General features: G+C 35.1%; 18 protein-coding genes and 1 riboswitch. Of the genes, 15 read left to right on the top strand and 3 right to left on the bottom strand.

Annotated features, from left to right (window positions below):
* Positions 1-69 precede the first annotated feature (69 nt).
* The 8 genes from uvrC to A6I66_RS01340 all read left to right on the top strand — a co-directional run bounded on the left by uvrC (position 70) and on the right by A6I66_RS01340 (position 12,270).
* Positions 70-1,863, top strand: a complete 1,794-nt coding sequence (gene uvrC, locus A6I66_RS01375; protein ID WP_067144932.1) for an excinuclease ABC subunit UvrC — start codon at positions 70-72, stop codon at positions 1,861-1,863.
* Positions 1,864-1,919: 56 nt separating this feature from the next.
* Complete coding sequence (locus A6I66_RS01370) at positions 1,920-4,130, top strand: patatin-like phospholipase family protein (RefSeq protein WP_067144931.1); 2,211 nt, start codon at positions 1,920-1,922, stop codon at positions 4,128-4,130.
* Between the two features lie 283 nt (positions 4,131-4,413).
* On the top strand, positions 4,414-5,193 hold the full coding sequence (locus A6I66_RS01365; RefSeq protein ID WP_067144930.1) for a DUF3108 domain-containing protein: 780 nt from the start codon (positions 4,414-4,416) through the stop codon (positions 5,191-5,193).
* A 2-nt stretch (positions 5,194-5,195) separates the two neighbouring features.
* Positions 5,196-6,119 (top strand): tryptophan 2,3-dioxygenase family protein, encoded by a 924-nt coding sequence (locus A6I66_RS01360; RefSeq protein WP_067144929.1) that lies wholly within the window; start codon positions 5,196-5,198, stop codon positions 6,117-6,119.
* Positions 6,098-7,414, top strand: coding sequence for a peptidoglycan DD-metalloendopeptidase family protein (locus A6I66_RS01355; protein WP_067144928.1), 1,317 nt, complete (start codon positions 6,098-6,100; stop codon positions 7,412-7,414). The genes A6I66_RS01360 and A6I66_RS01355 overlap by 22 nt, the downstream gene beginning before the upstream one ends.
* 15 nt (positions 7,415-7,429) lie before the next feature.
* Positions 7,430-9,049, top strand: coding sequence for a glucose-6-phosphate isomerase (pgi, locus tag A6I66_RS01350; RefSeq protein WP_067144927.1), 1,620 nt, complete (start codon positions 7,430-7,432; stop codon positions 9,047-9,049).
* Between the two features lie 151 nt (positions 9,050-9,200).
* Positions 9,201-11,732, top strand: a complete 2,532-nt coding sequence (locus tag A6I66_RS01345) for a TonB-dependent receptor (protein WP_067144926.1) — start codon at positions 9,201-9,203, stop codon at positions 11,730-11,732.
* 100 nt (positions 11,733-11,832) lie between these two features.
* A complete protein-coding gene (locus A6I66_RS01340) occupies positions 11,833-12,270 on the top strand; it encodes a hypothetical protein (RefSeq protein ID WP_067144925.1) in 438 nt (145 codons plus the stop codon).
* A 2-nt stretch (positions 12,271-12,272) separates the two neighbouring features.
* Here the strand turns inward: A6I66_RS01340 and A6I66_RS01335 are convergent, their stop codons facing one another.
* On the bottom strand, positions 12,273-13,322 hold the full coding sequence (locus A6I66_RS01335; RefSeq protein ID WP_067144924.1) for an endonuclease/exonuclease/phosphatase family protein: 1,050 nt from the start codon (positions 13,320-13,322) through the stop codon (positions 12,273-12,275).
* Between the two features lie 173 nt (positions 13,323-13,495).
* Between A6I66_RS01335 and A6I66_RS01330 the strand changes: the two genes are divergently transcribed.
* The 7 genes from A6I66_RS01330 to A6I66_RS01300 all read left to right on the top strand — a co-directional run bounded on the left by A6I66_RS01330 (position 13,496) and on the right by A6I66_RS01300 (position 24,942).
* Positions 13,496-16,225 (top strand): TonB-dependent receptor, encoded by a 2,730-nt coding sequence (locus A6I66_RS01330; protein WP_211267531.1) that lies wholly within the window; start codon positions 13,496-13,498, stop codon positions 16,223-16,225.
* Positions 16,226-16,246: 21 nt separating this feature from the next.
* Positions 16,247-17,683, top strand: coding sequence for a DUF5689 domain-containing protein (locus A6I66_RS01325; RefSeq protein ID WP_157614022.1), 1,437 nt, complete (start codon positions 16,247-16,249; stop codon positions 17,681-17,683).
* Positions 17,684-17,714: 31 nt separating this feature from the next.
* On the top strand, positions 17,715-18,092 hold the full coding sequence (locus A6I66_RS01320) for a hypothetical protein (protein ID WP_067144921.1): 378 nt from the start codon (positions 17,715-17,717) through the stop codon (positions 18,090-18,092).
* 62 nt (positions 18,093-18,154) lie between these two features.
* Positions 18,155-18,358: riboswitch (cobalamin riboswitch) on the top strand.
* Between the two features lie 115 nt (positions 18,359-18,473).
* Positions 18,474-18,932, top strand: a complete 459-nt coding sequence (gene nrdG / locus A6I66_RS01315; RefSeq protein ID WP_067144920.1) for an anaerobic ribonucleoside-triphosphate reductase activating protein — start codon at positions 18,474-18,476, stop codon at positions 18,930-18,932.
* Positions 18,929-20,725 (top strand): anaerobic ribonucleoside-triphosphate reductase, encoded by a 1,797-nt coding sequence (nrdD, locus tag A6I66_RS01310; RefSeq protein ID WP_067144919.1) that lies wholly within the window; start codon positions 18,929-18,931, stop codon positions 20,723-20,725. Before nrdG ends, nrdD begins: the two co-directional genes overlap by 4 nt.
* Positions 20,726-21,392: 667 nt before the next feature.
* Complete coding sequence (locus tag A6I66_RS01305) at positions 21,393-22,109, top strand: DUF547 domain-containing protein (RefSeq protein ID WP_157614020.1); 717 nt, start codon at positions 21,393-21,395, stop codon at positions 22,107-22,109.
* A gap of 16 nt (positions 22,110-22,125) precedes the next feature.
* Positions 22,126-24,942 (top strand): TonB-dependent receptor domain-containing protein, encoded by a 2,817-nt coding sequence (locus tag A6I66_RS01300; RefSeq protein ID WP_084399376.1) that lies wholly within the window; start codon positions 22,126-22,128, stop codon positions 24,940-24,942.
* A 125-nt stretch (positions 24,943-25,067) separates the two neighbouring features.
* Here A6I66_RS01300 and A6I66_RS01295 read toward each other — a convergent pair whose 3' ends face one another.
* Positions 25,068-25,709, bottom strand: coding sequence for a DUF1801 domain-containing protein (locus A6I66_RS01295; protein ID WP_067144917.1), 642 nt, complete (start codon positions 25,707-25,709; stop codon positions 25,068-25,070).
* A gap of 63 nt (positions 25,710-25,772) precedes the next feature.
* Entirely contained in the window at positions 25,773-26,741 is a 969-nt protein-coding gene (locus tag A6I66_RS01290; RefSeq protein ID WP_067144916.1) for an endonuclease/exonuclease/phosphatase family protein, read from the bottom strand.
* Positions 26,742-26,816 lie beyond the last annotated feature (75 nt).

Below are 26,816 nucleotides of genomic sequence, written 5' to 3'. Positions count from 1 at the left end.
GAATACTTAAAGCGATTTATTAAAGCTGTGAATTTCCTTTAAAATCTAAAAAGAATTACCTTTACGGGAATGGATCAGCCTAATCTAAAGATACAATTAAAAACACTTCCCAATCAGCCAGGAGTTTATCAATACTATGATAAAGATGGAGTTATTATCTATGTTGGGAAGGCTAAAAATCTAAAAAAAAGAGTCAGTTCCTACTTCAATAAAACACACGATAGCGGTAAAACTAGGGTTTTAGTAAAAAAAATTGTAGACATTAAGCATATTGTTGTCGATACAGAAACCGATGCGCTGCTATTAGAAAACAATCTTATAAAAAAATACCAACCCAGGTATAATGTATTGCTGAAGGATGATAAGTCATACCCTTGGATTTGCATTAAAAAGGAGCGATTTCCCAGAGTGTTTAGCACCCGACGTGTTTTTAAAGATGGCAGTGAATATTTTGGTCCCTATACCAGTTTAAAAACGGTTTATACTTTATTGGATTTGATAAAAGGGCTATATAATCTTAGAACTTGCAATTATCATTTGTCTGAAGAAAAAATAGACTCTGGGAAATATAAAGTGTGTTTAGAATATCATTTAGGAAACTGTAAAGGCCCTTGTGAAGGATTGGAAACTGAAGTGGCTTATAATGAGAATATCAAAGCCATTCGCGAGATTCTAAAAGGAAATTTTAAAGATTCTTTACAGCAGTTTAAAGTTCAAATGAAAGCTTATGCAGAGAATTTGCAATTTGAAGAGGCTCAAAAAATTAAAGAAAAAGTTGAGGTTTTAGAAAACTATCAAGCAAAATCGACCATTGTAAATCCTAAAATAAGTAATGTCGATGTGTTTTCGATTATGAGTGATGAAAGTTATGGTTATATCAACTTTTTACAAATATCTTACGGTTCTATTATTCGGTCTCATACTTTAGAAATTAAAAAGAAATTAGAAGAAACCGATCGCGAACTTTTAGAGCTGGCTATCACTGAAATAAGGCAACGATTCAATTCCAATTCTAAAGAAATTTACGTACCTTTTAATGTAGATTTGGGTGAGGATATCAAGGTAACGGTGCCTAAGTTAGGTGATAAAAAACATATTTTAGATTTGTCTCTACGAAATGCAAAATACTATCGTATGGAGCGTTTTAAGCAAATAAAAATAGTAGATCCCGACCGACACACCAATCGGATCATGGCACAAATGAAAATAGATTTAAGGTTATCGGAAGAACCACGACATATAGAGTGTTTTGATAACTCTAATATTCAAGGAACAAATCCGGTAGCGGCATGTGTGGTGTTTAAAGATGGTAAGCCAAGTAAGAAAGACTACCGTCATTTTAATATCAAAACGGTTGTAGGACCAGATGATTTTGCTTCGATGGAAGAGGTGGTGTACAGGCGCTATAAGCGCATGGTTGAAGAAAATCAATCCTTACCTCAATTAATTATTATTGATGGTGGTAAGGGGCAGTTATCTTCGGCTTTAAAAAGTTTAGACGCTTTAGGTTTACGTCAGGAAATTGCCATTATAGGCATTGCTAAGCGTTTGGAAGAATTATTTTATCCCGATGACCCTGTCCCGCTATATTTGGATAAAAAGAGTGAAACGCTTAAGGTGATTCAGTTTTTACGAAATGAAGCACACCGTTTTGGTATCGAGCATCATAGAAATCGTAGAAGTAAAACGGCCTTAAATACCGAGTTAGAAACCATACCAGGTGTTGGCGAAAAAACAATTGTAGAACTTTTAAAGCATTTTAAATCGGTTAAACGTATATCAAATGCTAAACGTGAAGAATTGGAAGCTGTTATAGGGCATTCTAGAGCTTCAAAAGTGTATAACCATTATCATAAAAATTAAAAAATTAAGGCTGTAATCCTAATAGAACTTTGAATCAAAAATACCTCATATGCATCTTGTTATTTTTCGCTGTATTTTCCGCGGAAGCGCAAAATAATGCTCAAGAAAATCAGCCTAAAGTAGGTTTGGTGTTGAGCGGCGGTGGTGCAAAAGGCTTGGCTCATATTGGTGCATTAAAGGTGATTGATAGTCTTGGGGTGAAAATAGATTATATAGCAGGAACCAGTATGGGGGCCATTATTGGAGGTTTATACGCTGCGGGATATTCTGGAAAACAATTAGATTCTCTATTTCAAGTGATTAATTTTGATGATCTTATAAGTGATGAATTGCCTCGTACTTCTAAAACATTTTCCGAACGTGCTAATGCCGAAAAATATGCAGTAAAATTACCTTTTAATAAGTTTTCTGTAAAATTACCATCAGCTATTTCTAAAGGACATAATGCCTATAATTTATTTTCAAACTTATTGTTTCCAGTTGGAAGTATAGATGATTTTAGTAAGCTTCCAGTGCCTTTTTTTTGTGTAGCTACTAATGTTGAAAATGGCGAACAAGTTATTTTAAATAAGGGGAATTTAGCACAGTCTATATTGGCAAGCGGGGCTTTGCCTTCACTTTATCAGCCCGTAATGATTAATGATGCCATTTTGGTAGATGGTGGCGTTGTAAATAACTACCCAGTAGATGAGCTTCGAGATTTAGGTATGGATATTATTATTGGTGTAGATGTTCAAGACGGTTTGGCCGATCGTGAGCATTTATCTTCTGCTCCTGATTTATTATTTCAAATAAATAATTTCAGAACTATTAATGATATGCGGCTTAAAGTTAGGAAAACAGATATCTATATTAAGCCAGATATTATGGATTACAATATGATTTCCTTTGATGATGGACAACAAATAATAAACTTAGGGAGAGAAGCTGCTTTAACTAAAGTTAAAGTGCTTAAAAAATTACCTGCGTATACTAAGGAAACAGCTAAAAAACCATTGCAATGTCGTAATGTAGATAGTATTTCTATTAACCATATTCGGATTAATGGTATTAAACATTACACCAGAGCTTACGTTTTGGGTAAACTTAAATTAAAAGAAAAGGAGACTGTAAGTTATGCCGATTTTAATGAAGGGGTTAATAATTTGGTGGCCACCGATAACTTTGATACGTTTGAGTATCAACTAAAAGAATCTAAAGATACGGTGGGTTATGATTTGGTAGCACGAGTTAGGGAATCTTCGGTAGATGCTTATTTAAAACTGGGGGTGCATTACGACGATTTATACAAAACAGCTGTTTTACTTAATCTCACCAAAAAGCGCCTATTGTTTAAAAATGACGAGATGTCTTTCGATTTGATTTTAGGAGATAATGTGCGCTATAATTTTGAATATTTAATTGATAAAGGATTTTATTGGAGTATAGGTGTTAAATCGCGTTATAATCAGTTTGCTAAAAAAATAAATGCGAACCTGGTTTTGGAGGATGAACCATTACGGGATAATGGCCTTAATAAAATTGATGTGAAATTAAGAGATCAAACGAATCAATTTTATGTACAAACCTTATTCAAAAGAGATTTTGCCTTTAGTATGGGGGCAGAACACAAACATATTGAAATTGATACCGAAAATTTAACAGGGATTGATGATGAAGATTATTCCTTTGGAAGTACCAACTATTTAGGTCTTGTAGGCGCATTAAAAATGGATAAGTACGACGATTTTTATTTCCCGAGAAATGGGGTTTATTTCGATGGTCAATTGAATATCTACCTGTATTCTTCCAGTGAAGGTAGCGATTTTAAAAATTATTCTATTGCCAAAGCAAGTATGGGTTACGCTTATAGTATTTCTAAAAAGTTGGCCTTTAATTTTCAAACCAGCGGCGGCTTTAAAATTGGAGATAAATCCGATCCAACCCTGGATTTTGCTCTGGGTGGATATGGAAATCACCTAATTAATAATTTTGTTCCCTTTTTAGGTTACGATTTTGTTTCGTTAACAGGTAATAGTTACGTAAAATCAGCACTCTCTTTCGACTACGAAATTTTTAGAAAACAGCACATTTTGCTAGAAGGGAACTGGGCTAATATCGATAATGATATTTTCGATTCTGGCGAGTGGTTTACACTACCCGATTATTCTGGTTACAGTATAGGTTATGGTATAGAAACCTTTATTGGACCTATTCAACTTAAATACACTTATTCCCCAGAATTGGGAGAGCGAAAATGGTTTTTTAATGTAGGGTTTTGGTTTTAATGTCTCGGTTATAGCAATTTCATTATTAGTGTCTTACTAATTCATATTTATATTATAAATAGATCTATTATAATTAAACGTAATAGGTCTTTTTTAATGATTAAAATTTGAATACATTTAGATGTCGTTTTCTGACAAAACTTAAGTTTTTGCTCGTGAAGCTTTGCGGTAACTATTTTATAAATAGAATTTCAATGTGTTTTATGGAACAGTAATTGCCAGAATTTAAGTATAACAATAAAAACACAGCTAAGAAGTTGTATAACAAACGACCCAACGTATGATGAAAAAAACACTACTTATATTATTTGTTTTAGGTGTTATGCCTACTGCTATCGCACAAGAAGAATCGGCTTTTGGAGTTGGTGAGTGGTTTAAATTTAAAATGAGTTATAGTAATTGGTTAAAGGCAGGGAATGCCACTTTAACGGTGAAAGAAGGGGAGGTAAAAGGTAAAAATGTTTATCATGTTGTTGGTAAAGGCTGGACTACAGGCATGATAAAATGGTTTTTTGCTGTAGAAGATCGTTATGAGAGTTATTTCGATAAGGAAAGTTTAGTACCGTACAAGTTTGTTAGAGACATTGATGAGGGTGGGCATACCAAGGATTTGGTAATCGATTTTGATCAAGTTAAACATAAGGCTTATATACATGATAAAAAGAAGGATACCAAAAAGGTTATTGAAACCAAACCTAATGTTCAAGACATGGTTTCTACGTTTTATTACCTTCGAAATAATTTAGATACAAAAAGCATTAAAATTGGTCATGAAGTACATGTCGATATGTTTTTTGATGATGAAAATTATGGGTTTAAATTGCGATATTTGGGAGAAGAAACCATTATTACAGATTTTGGGCCCGTTAGAGCTTTAAAATTTAGGCCTTATGTAATGGCAGGGCGTGTTTTTAAGGAAGAGGAAAGCTTAACGCTTTGGGTTTCTAAAGATAAAAATAAAATACCATTACGTATACAGGCAGATTTAGCGGTTGGGTCTTTAAGAGCCGATTTAGAAGATTTTAATGGTTTAAAACACCCTTTTAAAACGAGTAAAAAATAGGTATGGCTAATAAAGATTTATCAGATAAACTAAAAGAAAAATACGATGCTCTAGATCAAGATCTCGAAACGCATTTAGAAGGTTTATTACATAGCCGCCCAATTAATTATTGGGATTACATACAAACCGATACCTTGTTAAGTCTTCAAAAACCACGAACAGACTTTCCTGATGAAATGGTTTTTATCATGTACCATCAAATTTCCGAACTGCTGTTTAAAATGGTACTTAGTGAAATTAGTCAAGTGGCCGAAGCCGAAACTTTAACTGCAGAATTATTTACCGATAAAATTATGAGGGTGAGCCGTTATTTTGATGTGCTCACGTCGTCTTTTAGTATCATGAAAGACGGTATGGATTTGGAACAATACAATGCATTTAGAACCACCTTAACACCAGCAAGTGGTTTTCAAAGTGCGCAGTATAGAAAAATAGAATTTGCATCTACCGAGCTTATAAACCTCATTGATAAGCGTTTTCGAGATACCATAGATCGAAATACCTCCTACGAACATGCTTTTGAGCATTTGTATTGGCAAGCTGCTGGAAAAGATTTTGTTACAGGGAAAAAGTCTTATACTTTAACAATTTTTGAACAGAAGTATAAATCTGAATTTATTAATTTTACGCGGTTTTATAAAAACAACAATTTGTGGAGCAAGTTTAAACAGCTACCTAAGGCTGCACAAGAAAACAAAGCATTGGTGAAAGCCATGCGCCACTATGATTATACAGTAAATATCAAGTGGGTGATGGCACATTACAACACCGCAAATCACTATTTAAATATTGGTGGAAAAACTGCCGAAGCAACAGGTGGCAGTGAATGGGTGAAGTATATGCACCCAAAATATCAAAAAAGAATATTTTTTCCAGAATTATGGACAAAGACAGAAAAAGAAGCATGGGGAACAAATATAAAGTAACAGCATTTTTAGTATTAATCATTTTATTTTCAGCTTGTAAAGATAACCCCAAGAAATCGACGCCTATTGTAAAAGCAGAACCCCCTGTAGTTGAGGAAGTCAAAGAAATTCATGAATTCGGTTATAATTTAAACGATTACGTCGTAAAACGTGATACCATTAAAAGTGGTGATAGTTTTGGTCATATTCTTGGTCGAAATCATATAGGCTATTCAACCATTCACAATATTGTAGAAGCGGTAAAAAATACTTTTGATATTACAAGTTTACAATTAGGGAAGCCTTATACGCTTCTGTGTGCTAAAGACTCATTGCAAACACCAGAATGCTTTATATATCAGCCTAATCTGGAAGATTATGTGGTGGTAGATTTTAAAGACTCCATTCAAGCATATACCGAGCAAAAACCAATAAGCTATATTGAAAAATCGGCTACAGGTGTTATTAATAGTAGTATTTCAGAAACCTTAGAAGAACAAGGCTTAAGTCCGAGATTAGCCTTTAAATTGGCTGATGAAATTTACGCATGGACTATTGATTTTAGAAGACTCCAAAAGGGCGATCGATTTAAAGTTATATATACCGATAAATATATTGATGATACTATTTATACTGGAGTTCACAACATTAAAGCAGCTTATTTTGAGCATAACAGCGAACCGTTTTATGCCTTTGCATTTGAAACAGATTCCGATAAGGGGATAGTAGATTATTTTAATGAAGATGCCAAAAATTTACGTCGTGCGTTTTTAAAGGCACCGGTTCAGTTTAGTCGTATTTCATCGCGGTATAATTTAAAACGTCGAATTGCGGTTTATGGTTATAAAGTAAGACCTCATAAAGGTACCGATTTTGCAGCTCCTATAGGAACCCCAATTATGGCAACTGCTAATGGAACCGTTACAAAATCGGAACGTCGTGGTGGTAATGGGAATTATGTGAAAATTAGACACAACGCTACTTACGAAACGCAGTACCTGCACATGAGTAAGCGTAAAGTTAAAGTAGGGCAATATGTGAAACAGGGTGATGTTATTGGATGGGTTGGAATGACCGGGAATACTGGTGGTCCTCATGTGTGTTATCGCTTTTGGGTAAATGGAAAACAAGTCGATCCGTTTAAGCAAAAACTACCACAAGCGCAATCTATTTCAGATTCGCTAAAAGTAGAATATTTAGAGTTTATTAAACCGATAAAAGAACAACTAGACGATATTCCTTTCGAGATTAAACCTGAGCTTATCGAAGAGCCAAAAGGTGAAACCGTTAGGCAAAATGAACACTTAATTTCATAAACCAAAAACAACTACATGACACTACCAAGCATTAATCCTTTAAACACCCCTTCATGGAAAAAGCTTCAAGAACATTTTGAAGCTGTAAAAGACATTCATATGAAAGATTTATTTGCTTCCGATGCAGATCGTGCAAATAAATTTACAGTAAAATGGGATGATTTCTATGTCGATTTTTCTAAAAACAGAATAACCGAAGAAACCCTAAAATATTTATTAGAGCTCGCAGATGATGTGAAGCTTAAAGATGCTATTGCTAGCCAGTTTTCAGGAGAAATAATTAATCAAACTGAAGGAAGAGCTGTATTACATACCGCTTTACGTGCTCCAAAGACAGCTAATTTTAAAGTAGATGGTGAGGATGTCATGCCTGAAATCTATAAGGTAAAAGATCAAATAAAAGCCTTTACTAACGAAGTGGTTGGCGGCGTTAGAAAAGGATACACCGGAAAAGCATTTACCGATGTGGTGAATATTGGTATTGGTGGTTCAGATTTAGGACCAGCCATGGTTGTAGATGCTTTGCAATTCTACAAAAATCATTTAACCACACATTTTGTAAGTAATGTAGATGGCGATCACGTTAATGAAGTGATTAAAAATCTAAATCCTGAAACGACTTTATTTGTTGTGGTGTCAAAAACATTCACCACGCAGGAAACTCTGTCTAATGCCAATACGTTAAAAGAGTGGTTTTTAGAATATGCCGATGAATCGGACATTGCAAAACACTTCGTTGCTGTATCAACTAATATTGAAAAAGTTCAAGCCTTTGGGATTGATCCTAACAACATTTTCCCAATGTGGGATTGGGTTGGAGGCCGTTTTTCATTATGGAGCGCCGTAGGTTTAACTATTAGTTTAGCGATAGGCTATGAGCATTTTGATAGTTTGCTTAGTGGTGCTCATAAAATGGATGAGCATTTTAGAAATGAAGATTTCGATTCTAATATTCCAGTGCTATTGGCTTTAATAAGTGTTTGGTATAATAACTTTTTTAATGTAGAAAGCGAAGCTGTAATTCCTTATTCTCAGTATTTAAATCAGTTTGCGACTTATTTACAACAAGGGATTATGGAAAGTAATGGTAAAAGTGTAGATAGAAACGGAAATCCAATCAACTACCAAACAGGAACCATTATTTGGGGAGAGCCAGGGACCAATTCGCAGCATGCCTTTTTTCAACTTATTCACCAAGGTACTAAACTCATTCCTGCCGATTTTATCGGGTTTGCAAAATCTTTACACGGTAACCAAGATCATCAAGATAAATTAACTTCCAATTTTTTAGCCCAAACAGAGGCTTTATTAAACGGAAAGACTGAAGCAGAGGTGGTTGCCGAGGGTACTGGAGAAGCTATTATTCCGTTTAAAATTTTCCAAGGGAATAAACCGACAAATACTATCTATGTTGAGAAGTTGTCACCAGAAAGTTTAGGAAAATTAATTGCCATGTATGAGCATAAAATTTTTGTACAAGGGATTATTTGGAACATCTTTAGTTACGATCAATTTGGAGTAGAATTAGGGAAGCAATTAGCTAGTAAAATTTTACAGGAATTTAACAGTGCAGATTCTCACGAACATGACTCCTCTACACAGAATTTATTAGATTATTATAAAAGTTTTAGTTAAAAAATTAACAAGCATATAATAATAAGGCGCCTTTTTTATAAAATTGGCGCCTTATTTTTTTGTATAACGTGCTGATTGTGTTAATATTTAGTTAATATAGGTATTAAAATATTATGTATTTTTGCCCCGACTAATTCATAATAATTAATTCATGAAAAAAATTACACAATTTTTATTTGCAATGGCAGTTCTGTTATGTTCTGCAGTGGCGACATCACAGAGTACGGTTACAGGAACTATTGTTGATGGCGAATTAAACTCCCCTCTTCCTGGTGCCAATATAGTTGAAAAAGGCACAACGAATGGCGCTTCTTCAAGTTTTGAAGGCACATTTACACTACAAACTAATGCGTCTTCTGGACAATTAGTGATTTCTTATGTTGGTTATAGTACGATTACAGTTAAATTTAATGGTGATCAAGATTTAGGTGAAATTAAATTAATGCCAGATAACACCCTAGACGAGATCGTTATCGTAGGTGGTGGCGTTATTGATTTAGCTGAAGATAGAAAAACACCAGTAGCCGTGTCAACTATTAAAGCTAAAGAAATTCAAGAAAAAGCTGGAAACTGGGATTTACCAGAAGTTTTAAAATCGACACCTTCAGTTCAAAACATTAAAGCTGGTGGATTTGGTGACGGCCAAATGTTTTTACGTGGTTTTGATCAAACCAATACAGCATTCTTATTAAACGGACAACCAATTAACGGTATGGAAGATGGTAAGATGTACTGGTCTAACTGGTCTGGTGTTATGGACGTAGCCAATGCGATACAAGTGCAACGTGGTTTAGGAGCTTCTAAATTAGCTATTTCTTCAGTTGGTGGTACGGTTAACATTGTTACTAAAACCATCGATCAAAAAGAAGGTGGATTTCTTCAGCAAATGCTTGGTAACGATTTTTTTACAAAAACAACAGCATATTATTCAACAGGAGTTAACCAAAAAGGATGGTCTTTTGCCTCTTTGTTAGGGTACTGGCAAGGTGATGGTTATGTAGATGATACCGATGGACAAGGTCAAACGTATTTCTTTTCTGTTGGATACACTCCAAACGATCACCATACATTTAACTTTTTACTTACAGGAGCACCTCAATGGCATGCTGTGGCAGGAAGTGGCGATATCCAATCATTTTTAGATAATGGTAGAAAGTATAACTCTTGGACTTTTGACGGTGTAGATAGTCCTAATACTTTATCTAGTGGAAAATACCCTGGAGGTAGAAATATTTATCACAAACCTGTAGCTAACTTAAGTTGGGATTTCACTATTAATGATAAATCATCACTTTCTACAGTGCTATATGGTTCTATGGGACGTGGTAGTTTTGCACAGTCTATTGGTTCGGTGGACTATGCTAGAGGATCTAACAATAACCACAACTGGTATGGGTTAGTGTCTAACTATAACAACCAATTGACAGAGAACTTAAACTTTAATGTTGGAGCCGATATCCGTTTATATAATGGTATTCACTTTAGAGATGTTCGCGAGTTTATTACTGTAGATTCTGTTCAAGCTAATTCAGCTTATAACAACAACCAAGATTATTACTTAACGGAAGCTGGAGGTATTAATCCGTGGGAAGTGTTTTTTAAACCTAACACCGATCACTTACAACGTTTTGGATATGATTACGAAGAGCAAATCAATTACGGTGGTATATTTGGTCAATTGGAATATGCTAATGATAGTTTCTCTGCTTTTTTCCAAGGTGCATTTTCTAACCAGTCACACGTGCGTACCGAGTATTTATTTACTTCAACACCGGGTGAAGGAGAAAAGAGTGATAAGGTAAACAATCTTGGATTTAACGTAAAGGGTGGTTTAGCTTACGAGCTAAGTGATGCACACCGTGTATTTTTTAATACAGGATATTACTCTCGTCAGCCATTCCACGATACACTATATCAAAACAACAGAACAGGTAATGCTTTATTACAACCAGAGGCAGAAAACGAAGAAATTACTGGTTTCGAAGCAGGATATCAATTTCATGGAGGTAGAGCAATTTCGGCTAATTTAAACGCTTATCACACAACTTGGGATAATGTAACAAAATACCGTAATAATGGTGAGAATGGTGATGATTACATTAGCTACCAAACTATGGGTGTAAAACAAGTGCACTACGGAATTGAGCTTGAAGTGATGACACGTCCACTTGATAATTTAACGCTTAATGGATTCCTTTCTTTAGGTGAATGGCAATTTAAAGACAATGCGAATCAAAGAACTTTTGATAACGATGGAAACCAAATAGGTGGTGATGAAGAAATTGTTATCGACGGATTTAGTGTTGGTGGTGCAGCACAAGTAACTGGAGGTATTAATGGAAGTTATATGATTTGCCCAAGATTTAGTGTTGATGCTGCTTGGAACTGGTATAATGACATGTTTTCTGTAGGTGCATTAGATGAAGCGCCGCTTTCTATGCCTTCTTACAATACTATGGATGCTGGTTTATCATACAAAGTGATGGTAGGGTCTGATAACAAGTCTTTACAATTCCGTTTTAACCTTGATAACCTTTTCGATGAGGTTTATTTAGAGTCTGTTTCTGGAAACTTAGGGGCTTCTTCAAACCCAGATGAAAACTACAAAGGAATTAACACAGGCAATACGGGTCGTTTTGGATACGGCAGAACTTGGAACTTTAGTGTACGTTTCAATTTCTAATCAAATTGTTTGATGAACATAAAAAAACGCTTCAATTGAAGCGTTTTTTTTATGCCCATAATTATTATCTTTGGTTTTTAAAAATAAAACATAACCAACTATGTACGAGATTATATTGTCACTTCACTCTTATTGGGCTTATTTAGTGCTTATTGTTATAACCATTACTGCGGTTACGGCCATTGTTAAAACGATGGGCGATAAGGAATATGAAAACAATGATTTTAGAAGAGGTTTATTCTCTTTAATTGTATCCCATATACAGTTACTAATTGGTTTAGTGTTGTATTTTGTATCACCACGTTTCGAGTTATGGAGCGAATTAGGTGGTAAGGTGATGAGTAATTCATTAGCGAGACTATATCTTGTGGAGCATCCATTTGTTAATATTATTGCCATTGCTTTGATTACTATTGGTTATTCTAAACACAAAAGAAAACTTACTTCAAAGGCCAAACTTAAAACCATAGCTGTTTTTTATTCTTTAGCTTTAGTGTTATTGCTATCTAGAATTCCTTGGGGTACTTGGTTGAGTTAAGCTCAATCTGCTTCCTTAATTAAATAGAGATACACCGGAAAATGGTCGCTAAAACCATTTGTAAATCCGCTGTAGCCCCAACTTCTAAAAGGATAACCTTTATAGGAACCTGTTTGTTGTATGACCTCGTTTTTATTGTATATACCGGCTTTGTAATACGTGAAACCGTTGTTGTTTTTATTAAGTAAGGGTTTGGTTATCATTATTTGGTCGAATAAACTCCAGGCATCACGATAGGCTGTAGTCCCAAAACCTTCTTTATAAAATTTGGCAAACGGATTGTATATACCTTTCAACCCAACTTGATTTCTATCTGTTTTGGCTTTAAGTGTTTTTTTGACACTTTGGTTATTCGGGTTATCGTTTAAGTCACCCATAATGATAATTTTTGCATACGGATCGGTAATTTGGAGGGAATCGATAATACGTTTATTCAATTTTGCTGCGGCTACCCGTTTGTAGTTACTTTTAGCTTCTCCACCACGTCGTGACGGCCAGTGGTTTACAATAACATGTATCCATTCATTTTCAAGCTTGCCACTTACTAGAAGTTGATTTCTAGTAAAAACGCGTTTTCCGTTCGTTTCGTCGTAAATTTTTAGAACATGAGAACTTTGGTGTATAAGGGTGAATACTTCAGATTGATATAATAAAGCGACATCAATACCTCTGGCATCGGGCGAATCAAAATGAATAAATTTGTAGGACTTAGATTTTAAATAAGGCTCTGAAACCAAATCTTCTAAAACACGCTCATTTTCTATTTCACAAACCCCAATAAGCGTCGGAGAATTGTTGGTGAAATCCCTGCCTATATCTGCTATAACCCGAGCCATATTCTTTGTTTTTTGTTTATAGGCTTCACGGCGATGTGTTTTGAGTTCCATAATAGGACTGTAATCATCGAGCGTATTGGGATCGTTAATCGTATCAAAATAGTTTTCGAGATTATAGAAGGCAATGGTGTGAATTTTAAACTTTTTTTGCTGTGCATTTAGGTTAGTCACAAGTAAAAAAGTGAGGGCGCAGGTAAATAATTTTAATAATGACATGATTATAATTTGACATTCAAAAATAAGATATTACAACAATAATTGTAAGATTTTATTTTCATTTCATATAATTTTATATTTTTGGCTTTCAATTATTTTATGTGAAACAGCCCCTGTTCCTAATCTTTTTTCTAAGTATTTCATGTGTTATTTGTGCACAGGAAACGCTTATTATGGGTAGTGTTAAAAGCGCTGAAACCCTTCAGCCGATTGAAAGCGTTAATATTCACTTGGAAGGTACTTCACTTAGTGCGCAAACAAATAATTTGGGCGTATTTGCTCTTGAAGGTCCTATTCCGTTAGGTGAACAAATTCTTGTGGTTTCAAAACAGGGTTACAGCCAAAAACGTTACCCTATTGTGGTTTACGAAGGTAAAACGATTAATATTAACGATATGGTTTTGAGTCGGGATTTGTCACCAAACAATGATTTGTTTACCATTAGTTTGACTGATGATGAACTTCACGACGACACACTCGCATCCGATAATATTTCAGGATTACTTGCCGCTTCATTAGATGTTTTTCAACGTACTGCAGCTTTTGAATTTAGTGCGTCGTTTTTTAGACCTCGCGGCTTAGACTCTAACCACAGCAATGTGCTTATAAATGGGGTAGCGATGAACAAAAGTTTTAATGGCCGACCCTATTGGAGTAATTGGGGCGGATTAAATGATGTGCTTCGCAATCAAGAATTAGCCTTTGGTCTTGCGCCTTCCAGTTCTAGTTTTGGTGGTGTTTTAGGGAGCACCAATATTAATGTACGCCCTTCGGAAGCACGTTCTGGTGGCCGGTTAACTTACTCGTCATCTAATCGAAGTTATGCACACCGCATTATGGCGAAGTATGCTTCGGGCTTGTTAAAAAATAATTGGGCTTACACCGTGTCTTTAGGTAGACGATGGGGTTCGGAAGGGTATCAGGATGCTACTTTATATAGTGCTAATTCCTTTTTTGCTAGTGTAGAAAAGCAATTTATCGGAAACCAAAGTTTAAATTTTACAGCTATTTACGCGCCTAATATACGTGGAAAATCATCACCAAACACCCAGGAAGTTTACGACATAAAAGGCACAAAATACAATGAGTATTGGGGTTGGCAAGATGGCGAAAAACGCAATTCGAGACTAAAAGAGGTTAACGAACCCATACTCATGCTTAATCATTATTGGAATCTAAGTTCTAAAACTACGCTTAATACCAATATAGCTTTTCAGTTTGGACATATGGGTAATAGTCGATTGGATTACAATGGCACCGATTTAATCGACGGCATGCCACAAGGCGGAGGTTCTAATCCGAGTCCGACCTACTACCAAAAACTCCCAAGTTACTTTGAGCGGAATGATCCCGACCATTTAGAGTATGCCTATCAAGCCTTAAAAGCGTTTCAAAATGATGGGCAAATACATTGGAGCGATATGTATGAGGCTAATATATCCCATGCCACACAAGGAGGTCATGCGATTTATGCTTTGTACGAAGACCGTGTAGATGATACACAGCTCACCATAAATTCAATTTTAAATACGGCTATAAATAATAATGTAACCCTTAATGCGGCGGTTAATTATAACAGGTTGAATTCTGAAAATTTTGCTAATGTACTGGATCTTTTAGGTGCTTCGTATTATTTAGATGTCGATGCTTTTGCTTCCAATAGTCATGATGCGCAAAATGATTTACAGCACCCAAACCGTCTCGTAACAGAGGGAGACAAATTTAAATACCATTATCGCCTTTTTTCTAAAGCCTTAAGCGCTTTTACTCAAGCGCAGTTTAGGTATAACAAAATCGATTTTTATTTGTCAGGACAGTTCAGTCAAACCCAATACCAACGTGAAGGCTTGTATCAAAATGGCGGATTTCCAGATACCTCTTTAGGCAAAGGAAAAAAAATGAATTTTACAGGATTTGGTTTTAAAGGCGGATTCACATATAAATTTTCGGGGAAACATCTTTTTGATGGCAATTTAGGAGTTTTAACACGAGCTCCAAGCCTTCAGAATACCTTTTCAAATGCCAGAGAAAATCATAATACCGTACCTCAAATTTCAACTGAAAACATCCGGTCGGTTGATGTTAGTTATCATTTTCGTTCTTCGATAGTTAAGGCTAAATTAACGGGGTATTTTACAAAAATAGGTCGTGCTAACGATATTGCTTTTTATTTTGCTGATGGCGTTGGCGGGGATCATGCCGTTTTTGTTCAGGAGATTTTACAAGATATCGAAAAGAAACATCTTGGAGCCGAATTGGGTATTGAAGCCCATGTCACTTCAACCTTAAAACTTAAAGGAGTAGTCTCACTGGGGCAATTTACGTATGCTAACAACCCCAATCTATTACTAACAACAGAACCAGATGCTGAAGCTATAACCGCCGGATTTGTTGATGGTGCGAAGTATTTTGGAGAAACAAAACTTAAAAATTATCGACTAGCCTCTGGACCTCAAAACGCGTATTCCATTGGCTTCGAATATCGAGATCCCAATTACTGGTGGTTCGGGGCTACGGCAAATTTTTTCTCTAATACGTTTTTGGATGTGAGTCCACTAACTCGATCTTCCAATTTTAATACCGATTACGACGGACAAGTATTTAATGATTACGATGAAAATATTGCTAGGGAACTGCTGAAACAAGAGCGGTTTGATGATTATATGGTGGTGAATTTAGTTGGTGGAAAATCATGGAAAATTGGTAAGCACTATGTGGGTTTATTTGCTAGCGTTAATAATTTGCTTAATGCCAGTTATAAAACTGGTGGTTTTGAACAAGGCAGAAATGCCAACTATCGAGAGCTTCGAGATGACAAAGCTCTAGAAACTCCTGTATTCGGACCAAAATATTGGTATGGTCGTGGGACAACCTATTTTTTAAACCTAAATGTTAGTTTTTAATACAAATTTTTCATGAAGATAATGAACAGCCTTAGATTCGTATTACTGCTTTTATTGTGTATAGATTTGCTCCAATCCTGTGTAAAAACAGACGATTACGAACTTCCTGAAACTTCAATTAAGGAACCCCAAATACCTTCTGAAAACAAGACGACTTTTAAAGCGATAAAATCACTTTATGAGCAAGCGGTAAACGGGGGAAATTCAACTGTCGTTATAAAATCTGAAACCGATTTGTTTATTGAAGGGTATGTGGTTTCTTCCGATAAATCAGGAAATTTTTTTGAAGAACTCATCATTCAGAATAAAATCGATTGGAGTAATCCCGACGCCGATCCGAGACTCGGGTTTTGCCTGCTTTTAAATAAGAGTAATTTGTATGAAACCTTTCAATTCGGACAAAAAGTTTATATAAAAATGAACGGTTTAACCGTAGGTGAGAACAGTGGGGTGCTATGTATTGGAAAAGGTGATGGTGTTCGTGTCGAGCAAATTCAGGCTTCGGAAATCTCTTCCATTATTAGTAGAAGTCCTGAAATTGCAGAGATACAGCCTAAGCAGCTGCAATTACAAGATTTAACATCTAAAGATGAAAACACCTTCATTCAGTTAGAAAACATGCAGTTGAATCGCTTCGAATTAGGTGCAAGTTTTTCCAGTGAAGCTTATGATGAATTTGATGGTTTTCGCGTTTTGGAGTCCTGCGACTCTGGTGTTTCAGTAATGATGCAAACCAGTACCTATGCCGATTTTAAATCACTAATTGTTCCGCAAGGAAAAGGAAGTGTTTCTGGTATTTATAGTCGGGATTATGGCGATGATTTTAATGTGTTAGTTGTAAACAGTTCTGCTGATGTCCTTTTAAGTAACTCCGAACGTTGTGACCCATTAGAACTTCATTGCGGACTTGCCGAATCTTTCGGATCTGGAAATTTACTTACCGAAGATTTTGAGGCACAGAAAAACAATAAGCCTATAGAAATCACGGGGTGGACCAATTATATTGAAGCAGGTACTCAAGCCTGGGAAGCTTATTCGTCAACTTCATCAAATGCTTCGTTAGGGCGTTCAGCAAGGTTCCAAAGTGCTAGTTCTGGTGATACGAGTAATATTGGTTGGCTCATTACACCGCCCATAAATTTAGATGACCAAGAAGGTGAAACTTTACGTTTTAAAACTTCAAACAGTTTGGCAGATAGTAGTTTTATGGAAGTACTTTGCAGTCAGGATTGGGACGGTACCGAAGCAGGTGTGTTACAAGCCACTTGGGCTGTGTTATCGGCTGCTTACGTGGTAAAAGATTCCAATTCGTTTGTGCCGTGGTTTAATTCTGGTGTGGTCGATTTGTCTTGTGCCACAGGCGTAATGCATATCGCTTTTAAATATACGGGTGGCGGACAAGAATCTTTCGATGGGGTTTACGAATTAGACGATATTCGTATTGATTATATCGAATAGTTTTTAACTTTGAGGACTTTTAAAAATATACATGACCACATTCGATAAATTATTCTTTCATTTTTTTCAATACTACAAAGCTAAAAAAAGTAAGAAAGCCAACGAGATTGCTACCTTTTACGTGTCATTTTTGCAATGTAGTTTGTTACTGCTTCTAGGCGTTTTCTTTGCGGGATTTTTTAGGCAAATGAATGTGCAAACTATGTCGTCATCAAAAGCATGGATATTATTCGTGTTGGTTGTTATCTTCATTTATTTTAAAAATTGGATGCAGTACGGCGGTAGAAAACGAAAAATACGCAATGTTAAAATGCTTAAAAACAAAAAGCTAGATTATAATATTTGGGTGTTGTGGTTTTTGCCCGTTGTGGTTATAGGACTTACTTTAGTTTTATTTCAAGCGCTATAGCGGTTAATATCTTGTTGAAAAATCAATTTTTGAATTAATCTAATCAGCGTCCTTTTTTACTACTTTTAAACTATGAATTTGGTTCTAAAAACAGTCTGTACACTGTTTTGGATTAAAAGGGAATATGGTGAAAATCCATAACTGTTCCCGCAGCTGTAAACTCTTAAAAAATGGTGTTACATTCTTTAGTCACTATTTGAAAATTCAAATGGGAAGACGTAACTACCAGAGTAAGTCAGAAGACCTGCCGCTTTCATAATATGCTCAACTTTCGGGAAAAAAGTTACTGGCATTAAACCATCCTCATAAAGGATACCTATTGCAATTTAATCGTTTTTTTAATGTTTCGATAAACTCGTTTTATCGGTATTACCCTGTTATATGTATTATTATAATATGCAAATAGCGTTGCAAGAAGTACCAGGACAAATAAGTATTTGTTTTAGTATTTGCGGTTGTCAATTAAAGTGTCAAGGCTGTCACTCACCTTTCCTTTGGAAGGAAAAGAATGGAGAAAAGCTAACACAAAATATCTATTTGGATATCTTAAACAGATACAAAGGCCTTGCGTCTTGCGTGTTGTTTATGGGCGGGGAGTGGCATGCCCAAAAGCTTTCGAAATATTTAAATATCGCCCAAAAGCAAGGTTATAAAACCTGCTTGTATACTGGGGAAACCACCGTTCCAAAACACATTTTAGATGAGTTAACTTGGTTAAAAACAGGTAAGTGGATTCCGGAATTGGGAGGGCTTGATAGTAAAAAAACCAATCAGAAGTTTATTGAAGTACAATCCAATAAGGTATTAAATCATTTATTTATAAATCCCCAAAACCTATGATCAGATTAACCCCAAGACAAATTGAACAAAAAATTCAATTCATTTCCAATTACATCAATGCCAATAATGCTGCCGATGGATCTACTATGGATGCCAATGCCAATGTGGCTTCCAAAAACATAGCGACTATGGAGTTTGAGCTCAATAAAGATGTGAATATTCAGGTAAATAGACAATTGGTTAAAAATAAAATTGCCACGCTTTTTGATGAAGACTTAGCCAATGAATACGTACGACAAATTGAAAATCATGAGATTTATGTTCATGATGAAACCTCATTAAAGCCGTATTGTGCCTCCATAAGTATGTATCCATTTTTGTTAGATGGCATGACTAAATTGGGCGGTGAAAGTAAAGCGCCTATGCATTTAGAAAGCTTCTGCGGCGAGTTTGTTAATTTGGTGTTTGCGGTAAGTTCTCAGTTTGCTGGAGCTTTAGCAACGGTAGAATTTTTATTGTATTTTGATTATTTTGCTAAAAAGGATTATGGGGCCAATTATTTAGAAACCAATACAAAAACGATAGAAAATCATATGCAACATGTGGTTTATGCTATCAACCAACCTGCAGCTGCTCGTGGGTATCAATCGGTTTTTTGGAATATTTCTATCTACGATGAGCTTTATTTTAATAGTATGTTTAGTGATTTTGTTTTTCCAGATTTAACACCAGCGAGATGGAATGATTTAAAAAAACTACAAAGCTACTTTATGTCATGGTTTAATAAGGAACGTGAAAAGGCTGTAATTACCTTTCCTGTGGTTACCGCGGCCATGCTTGTAGCTGAAGGTAAACCCGTAGATCGTGATTTTGCAAACATGTGTGCCACCGAGTTAAGTGAAGGCAACTCTTTTTTTGTGTATCAGTCGGAGCGCGCCGATAGTTTAGCTTCTTGCTGTAGGTTAAGAAATGAGATTAGCGATAACACCTTTAGTTATTCACTTGGTGCTGGAGGAGTTTCAACGGGGTCTATAAATGTGATCACTCTAAATATGAATCGCCTTATTCAACAAAGAAGAGATCTTAAGGAAGAGGTTGTCAAAATTCAAAAATATCAGGTGGCTTATAGAAGTATTGTAGAAGATTATTTGCAAGCAGGAATGCTTCCTGTATATGATGCTGGTTATATATCATTGGATAAACAGTTTTTAACCATAGGAATTAATGGCATGGTAGAAGCGGCCGAATTTATAGGTATAAAAGCCGAAAACAGTACAACATATAAAGACTTCGTAAAAAAACAATTGAAAACCATTTTTGACGCCAATAAAGAAGCGAAAGAGAAATATGGTTACATGTTTAATACCGAGTTTGTTCCAGCAGAAAATTTAGGGGTTAAGAATGCTAAATGGGATGCAGAAGACGGCTTGTTTGTGCCTAGAGCCTGTTATAACTCTTATTTTTATCCTGTGGAAAGCCAGCAAATAAATCACCTAGACAAAATTATTTTACACGGTGAAGAGATTATTCAATATTTGGATGGCGGATCGGCATTACATTTAAATTTAGAAGAAACACCTAATAAAGCTGGATTTTTAAAACTTTTAGAAACCACCGCTGCTGCAGGGTGTAATTATTTTTGTTTCAATATAAAAATTACCATTTGTAATGATTGCCAACATATCGATAAGCAAACCCTTCAGAAATGCCCTAAATGTGCCTCACAAAACATAGATTATGGTACTCGTGTTATAGGTTACTTAAAAAGAGTTTCAAATTTTAGTTCCCCAAGACAATTAGAGCATGGTTTAAGATACTATGAACGCAAGGAAAAGAAAGCAGAAATGGTTTAAAAAAACAGAATATCTAAGTGCTTTCCGCGGAAGCGTAGTATTTATAAATGATCCTAAAATGTATTTGAATCCCCTTCGGGGGATTTTTTAGTTAATAAATGGGATTGTCTTATTCTTTATTTTTTATGGTTTTAGGCACTCTTCGCATGCTGGTTAATGTTTAAATAATATCCCCACGAATGAGGTACCAATAGAGTTAATCCTTTCAAAGAGTTACATCCATATAATGTCACAATTAGATATGATTTAGCTAGTAAAATAAGTTTTGCGTACGTCATTATTACTTCAAAAATCTCCTTTAAAAATAATAACGTTTAAGTATAACAGTGGATAATGCGCTTAAGCTATCTTTTTTATATTTTAAATGTATGAAATTACAGCAACCTTATGCATGTTAAGGGTTTGCTAGGTTTTATGAAAGACTAAAGAAAGTAGGGTTTTTGTGAATTACTCCTATTTATCTGTACTTCATTTTTTCTACTTGATAATTTAAATAGTGTTAAAATAAATATTTCGTAGAAATGACTTTCTAATTGTTATGCGTGCATAGAATAGATATTTTCGCCCAGTATTTTTTGTAGTGAAAAATCCTATAGCACACTGCGATAATACGTGTTTAATAAATCTTAAAATTAGAAATTATATAGCAAAAACCAAATCAAAAATTATGAACTTTAAAATTAAATTAACCAGTATCTTATTTCTTATCTGTACGTGTTGGGGGTATTCCCAGACGATAGATAATTCAGATTTAAAGACCTTTCTGAAAAAACACGTGTCGGAAGAAGGTTTTGTAAACTATGACAAGTTAGTTAGAAATAAGGAATCACTTGATGACATTGTAATGGGGCTTTCCAAAATTTCACCAACCAGTACTTGGTCGAGTAATGAAGTAAAAGCCTATTGGATTAACGTATACAACATCAATGTGCTAAAGTTAGTGTCTAGCTACTACCCATTGAAGTCTATTAAATATATTGACAAGCCTTTCCAAGTCGATTTTATTAGTGTTGAAGGTAAAAAGGTATCACTAGATTATATTGAAAACACCATCATGAAAGGCTTAGAGGATCCTAGAATTTATTTTACGTTAAATAATACTTGTGTGTCTGCTCCTTCACTAAACAGAGAGCCATATACAGCCGAAAATTTAGAATTGCAATTAGAAACTGCTGTTAAAGCTTTTGTGAACGATACTAGTAAAAACTATTTCTCAAACACTACTAACGAGGCTATCATTTCTCCAATTTTCAAATGGCATGCTTCAGAATTTAAAAACCTTATAATCTTTATTAACAACTATTTAGAAAACAAACAAATTACAGAACAAACCAAATTAACCTATTCTAGCTTTGATTGGACCTTAAACAAAGAAACCTATTAATCAACAAGCAATTATCATGAAAATCAAATTAACAACTATATTACTACTACTAGTTAGTCTCTCAACCTTCTCTCAAAATTACATCAAAGGAAAAATTATAGGGGATGACGGTACACCATTAATTGGTGTAGAAATTAAAATTAACAACAGCATAGAAGCTTCATCAGATTTTACTGGGGAATTTAATATTCCATATCAAGGCAGCTACCCTGTTGATGTAACTTTTAGTTATATTGAATATATTACATTAACGAAAACCTTATTCGAACCAGCAAACGGAATCAATTTGCTTGTGCAAATGAATAAGGAGAAAATTACCGATTTAACTCAAGTCGTAGTAGCGGCTTCTAGATCTACAGAAAAAAAGATTGAAACTCCGGTAACGATCGAAACTTTTTCTGAAAAATCTATTATCAATGGAACAAGCCCTAACTTTTATGATGAACTTGTAAATGTTAAGGAAGTACAACTTAATAGTAATAACTTAGTAAGTAAAACCATTAACACACGTGGATTTGCCCAAGGTACTAACACACGATTTTTACAAATTGCAGACGGTGCAGAATTTACAATTCCTGTATTTAATGCTTCTATAGGAAACTCCTTAGGGGTAAATCAATTGGATGTGGATAATATCGAAATTTTACCAGGAGCATCATCGGCCTTATATGGAGCAAATGCCTTCAACGGTATTATGTTTATCAATAGTAAAAGTCCGTTTGAAAAACCAGGAATATCTGTATACTATACGCATGGATACACTAGCCAAGAGGCAGCTGGAGTTAATGATTTTAATGATTTTGGACTGCGATGGGCATATAAAATGACCGATAAAGTAGCCTTAAAATTGAATATTAGCTACATTGAAGGTTCTGATTGGATTGCCAATGACCAGAATAGTAAGAATATAGTTGACATAGGCTTGCCTCCAGTTCAATATTTCGATGCTGTAAATATATACGGTGATGAAATAACAGGTAATAGTGCTGCTGCCGGTGGACCTGTTAGTAGAACAGGGTATAATGACGCCGATTTAAATGACGGTAAGATTGAGAACTTCAATGGAGACTTGTCTTTTCATATCAAACCTACCCTAGATTCTGAAATCAAAATACAACAAAAAATCTCTTATGGTACTACAAACTTTAGTGGTACTAACACCCGTGCAACCCTTAAAAACTTCTTAGTATTACAAACAGGATTGTCTTATACATCAAGTAATTTAACTTTTAGAGCTTATTATACGGTTGATGATGCTGGAGATTCTTACGATATGGTAAGAACCGCAATTAACGTGAGCAAAAGTGCTAAAAATAATAATGAATGGTTTACAGACTACGATAATGCTTTAGCGACGTTTAGAAATGATAATCCAACTTTTGACAATAACACGTTGTTGACAATGGCTCGTGAGTTTGCCGATTATAGTACTGTAGAAGGTTACAATGGTAATTTACCTAATTCTATTGGCGGTCAGCCACGTTTCGACCCAGGTACCGCTGCTTTTAACAATGCTTTTAATACCGTTACTACAAGTAATGATTTAACCAATGGTTCGAGATTTCAAGATAATTCATACACATTGCAAAGTGATATTAACTACAATTTCCAGGATATTATAAAATTTGCAGAATTTCAATTAGGAGGAACTTTTAAAAAGTATGGCTTAAACTCTAAAGGAACTGTGTTTAACGATGCTAACGGAAAAATTGATTACGACGTATATGGTGTTTATGGACAACTACAAAAGAAATTGTTAGATGATCGTTTAAAATTAACGGGATCGGTTAGGTATGATAAATTAACAGATTTAGAGGGGAGTTTTTCACCAAGATTATCTGTTAACTACGCTTTAGGTAAAAGAAAAACTCGTAACCTTAGAGCTTCTTTCCAAACTGGTTTTAGAAACCCTACGTCTAGTGATTTATATAATGGAGCCAATTATGGATTTATTGCTTTAGTAGGTTCAGCAAAAGACAATTTAGAAAACTACTCGCAAGTTATTAATTTTAGTAACCCTATTTTAGGGCCAGACCTACAAACTGTAGATATTACAGGTAATCATATTTATGATAGTTCTTTCTCTGTAGGATCTGTGCAAAAATTTGCGAATAGCTTTAGTTCATCTAATCCACAAGCGGCTATTGATTTATTAGAAATTAAAAAGGTAGAAGCTGTAAAAGCAGAAAAAGTAGAATCTTTCGAACTTGGATATAGAGCTGGAATTGGTAGATTTACTTTCGATTTAAATGGTTATTATAATAAATACACCGATTTTATTTACACAAAAAAGGTTGTTACTCCTTACTTTATGGATGCCTCTATAGCGCCTGAGTATGGTGGAATTGGAGCTGCCATTTTATCTCAACAATTTTTAGTGCACCAAGTGTATACTAATGCTGAAGTACCAATTGAAACTATTGGTTTAGGTTTTGGTGTTGAAAGAGATTTTAAAACATTCTTTGTTAGCGGTTCCTACAATTACACAAAACTTTTAGATTATGACCAAACGATTGATCCAGATTTCGTTCCAGAATTTAATACTCCAGAACATGCTGCAAAATTAACTTTTGGATCTGAAAAGTTATTTAGCAATTTTGGATTTAACACGAATCTAAGATGGAATTCTGAGTACGAATGGGTATCGCCGTTTGCTTTCGGAACGATTCCAGAACGCGTGGTTTTTGATGCTCAAATTAGCTACCGCATACCTGCGATTAAATCTATGGTAAAAGCTTCTGCAAATAATTTATTTGGAGAGGAATATATTCAAGTTATCGGAGCAGGGAACATAGGACAAACCTATTTCTTGTCACTAACTTATAATCCATAATTATAAAGTAAGTTCTATATTTTAATTTAAAAAACGGCTAGAGCATAGGTTCTAGCCGTTTTTTTTAATTAATGTTTTACCGTCCGAGTTTTTTCAAAGAAGGTTGCTGATTTTTTTTGTAATGACTATTTAGAGTTTTTCAACTGTTTATGCGACCCATCACAGGTAGGTTTGCGTTTGGATAACCCACAAGTGCAATCGGTTAGTCCGTAGCCATCGAGGATACGAGCCATGTTTTTTTCAATACGCGTTGTTTTGGTTTTAGACTGTTTTGGTTTGTCGAAATGTAAAAGATAACCCCGTTGACGCCCTGGAGTTAATTTATAAAATGCCTTTTTAAAATCGGCATGGTCTTTAAAAATGGCTTCCAATTCGGCAGGTACCGTATAATCGGAAGTTTTTTTCATTTCAATTTTTTGTCCCGATTTGGCAATGGCTTCCTTTACATATTGTTTTATAACCGGTTCAAGTGCTGTTATGTCTTCTAAACTCGTAAACCGCATTTGTCTAGCCGTTTGCATGTTTTCGGTTTGCTGAATGAGAAGTTTTTCAGGATCTTCTAAAAGCACGCCTTTAAAAAATGAGAGGCCACAATAGTCTTTAAACTCATGAATAAGCACCACATTATTCTTGTTATACGTATAGCACGGGTGCTTCCATTTGAAAGTTTCATCAAGCTCACAATCTAATATGAGGTCTCTAAGTTTTATTAGCGCCTTTTGCCAGGTTTTTTGGCGATCTAGATATTTTTTAACGTCTTCATTCATGGTTTTCGTTTCTCGTTGAACTTTCTATAGCAAAACAAAAAGTTGAAACTACATATAAGTCAGTTACTTCTTAAAAATAGCATACACTGGAAAGTGATCGCTATAACCGCCATTATAGCGTTTGCCGATGTACGTTCTGTAAGGTGTGCCTTTATAGGGGCCGCTAAAGGTTTTTAGGAAGTCTTCATCAAAAATATTGGCTTTGCTAAACTCAAAGTTGTTTTCAGAAACTTTAAAAAAGTTTGTAGAGATTAATATTTGATCGAACAAATCCCATTTTCTGTTATAGTAGGTCGAGCCGCGGTTGTAGGAACGCAAGGTTTCCATAAGATTAAATAAACTCGAGGTTTTAACTAATTCTTGAATACCAGGGTTGTTGGAGTCTTCATTAAAATCGCCCATAACAATGATTTTAGCATCCTCGTTAACAGCTTTTAATCCTGAAATGATCTCGCTAACTTTTGCAGAAGTGGCTAATCGTTTCGGTTCAGATAATACTTCCCCTTCACGACGCGATGGCCAATGGTTTACAATAACGTGTATTTCTTCATCGTCTAAAAGTCCAGAAACTAGTAGGATATCGCGGGTGTAATCGGGTAAACCACTGCCGTGGAAAAGTTCTATTCTAAACGGTTCGGAGTGGGTAACACTAAAAACATCCTGGTCGTATAACAAGGCCACATCAATGCCACGTTCGTCCAAGGAGTTGTAGTGCACATAATTGTAGTTTAAATGCTCTAAGTGTTTCGACTGTAATAAATCGTTTAAAACCTTTTTGTTTTCAATTTCAGCCACCCCAACAATAGCAGGGTTTTTCCCTGTTTCTCTTCGGCCTATATTCGAAATGGCATAACCTAATTTCCTCAGTTTATTTTCATACCGTTTATGCGTCCATCGTTTTGCTGAAGTTGGTAGAAAATCTTCATCATGAATGTGAGTATCATGTATTAAATCGAATAAATTTTCAAGATTATAAAAAGCAACCGCTTGTAAATCGTGGCGCACTGGAATATCGTCGAAGGTATTTGTCATAATTTCAAAAATAAGACTTATAGTTTAAAATTGAGGTTTAATAATATCTGTAAGTCTAAAATTCTTTTTTAATTA

It is taken from the genome of Pseudotamlana agarivorans (assembly GCF_001642835.1).
Taxonomy (GTDB): Bacteria; Bacteroidota; Bacteroidia; order Flavobacteriales; family Flavobacteriaceae; genus Pseudotamlana; species Pseudotamlana agarivorans.
The sequence above is the reverse complement of the archived record's forward strand: the minus strand, read 5'-3'. Positions and strand labels throughout refer to the sequence as shown.

What these genes read in the sequence shown, in the direction of transcription:
- A6I66_RS01300 (WP_084399376.1), top strand. Translation starts at nt 22,126, where the DNA reads ATGAAAATCAAATTAACAACTATATTACTACTACTAGTTAGTCTCTCA.
- A6I66_RS01335 (WP_067144924.1), bottom strand. Translation starts at nt 13,322, where the DNA reads ATGTCATTATTAAAATTATTTACCTGCGCCCTCACTTTTTTACTTGTG.
- A6I66_RS01365 (WP_067144930.1), top strand. Translation starts at nt 4,414, where the DNA reads ATGAAAAAAACACTACTTATATTATTTGTTTTAGGTGTTATGCCTACT.
- A6I66_RS01360 (WP_067144929.1), top strand. Translation starts at nt 5,196, where the DNA reads ATGGCTAATAAAGATTTATCAGATAAACTAAAAGAAAAATACGATGCT.
- A6I66_RS01325 (WP_157614022.1), top strand. Translation starts at nt 16,247, where the DNA reads ATGAACAGCCTTAGATTCGTATTACTGCTTTTATTGTGTATAGATTTG.
- pgi (WP_067144927.1), top strand. Translation starts at nt 7,430, where the DNA reads ATGACACTACCAAGCATTAATCCTTTAAACACCCCTTCATGGAAAAAG.
- uvrC (WP_067144932.1), top strand. Translation starts at nt 70, where the DNA reads ATGGATCAGCCTAATCTAAAGATACAATTAAAAACACTTCCCAATCAG.
- A6I66_RS01320 (WP_067144921.1), top strand. Translation starts at nt 17,715, where the DNA reads ATGACCACATTCGATAAATTATTCTTTCATTTTTTTCAATACTACAAA.
- A6I66_RS01345 (WP_067144926.1), top strand. Translation starts at nt 9,201, where the DNA reads ATGAAAAAAATTACACAATTTTTATTTGCAATGGCAGTTCTGTTATGT.
- A6I66_RS01305 (WP_157614020.1), top strand. Translation starts at nt 21,393, where the DNA reads ATGAACTTTAAAATTAAATTAACCAGTATCTTATTTCTTATCTGTACG.
- A6I66_RS01290 (WP_067144916.1), bottom strand. Translation starts at nt 26,741, where the DNA reads ATGACAAATACCTTCGACGATATTCCAGTGCGCCACGATTTACAAGCG.
- A6I66_RS01355 (WP_067144928.1), top strand. Translation starts at nt 6,098, where the DNA reads ATGGGGAACAAATATAAAGTAACAGCATTTTTAGTATTAATCATTTTA.
- A6I66_RS01340 (WP_067144925.1), top strand. Translation starts at nt 11,833, where the DNA reads ATGTACGAGATTATATTGTCACTTCACTCTTATTGGGCTTATTTAGTG.
- nrdG (WP_067144920.1), top strand. Translation starts at nt 18,474, where the DNA reads ATGTATTATTATAATATGCAAATAGCGTTGCAAGAAGTACCAGGACAA.
- A6I66_RS01295 (WP_067144917.1), bottom strand. Translation starts at nt 25,709, where the DNA reads ATGAATGAAGACGTTAAAAAATATCTAGATCGCCAAAAAACCTGGCAA.
- A6I66_RS01330 (WP_211267531.1), top strand. Translation starts at nt 13,496, where the DNA reads ATGGGTAGTGTTAAAAGCGCTGAAACCCTTCAGCCGATTGAAAGCGTT.
- nrdD (WP_067144919.1), top strand. Translation starts at nt 18,929, where the DNA reads ATGATCAGATTAACCCCAAGACAAATTGAACAAAAAATTCAATTCATT.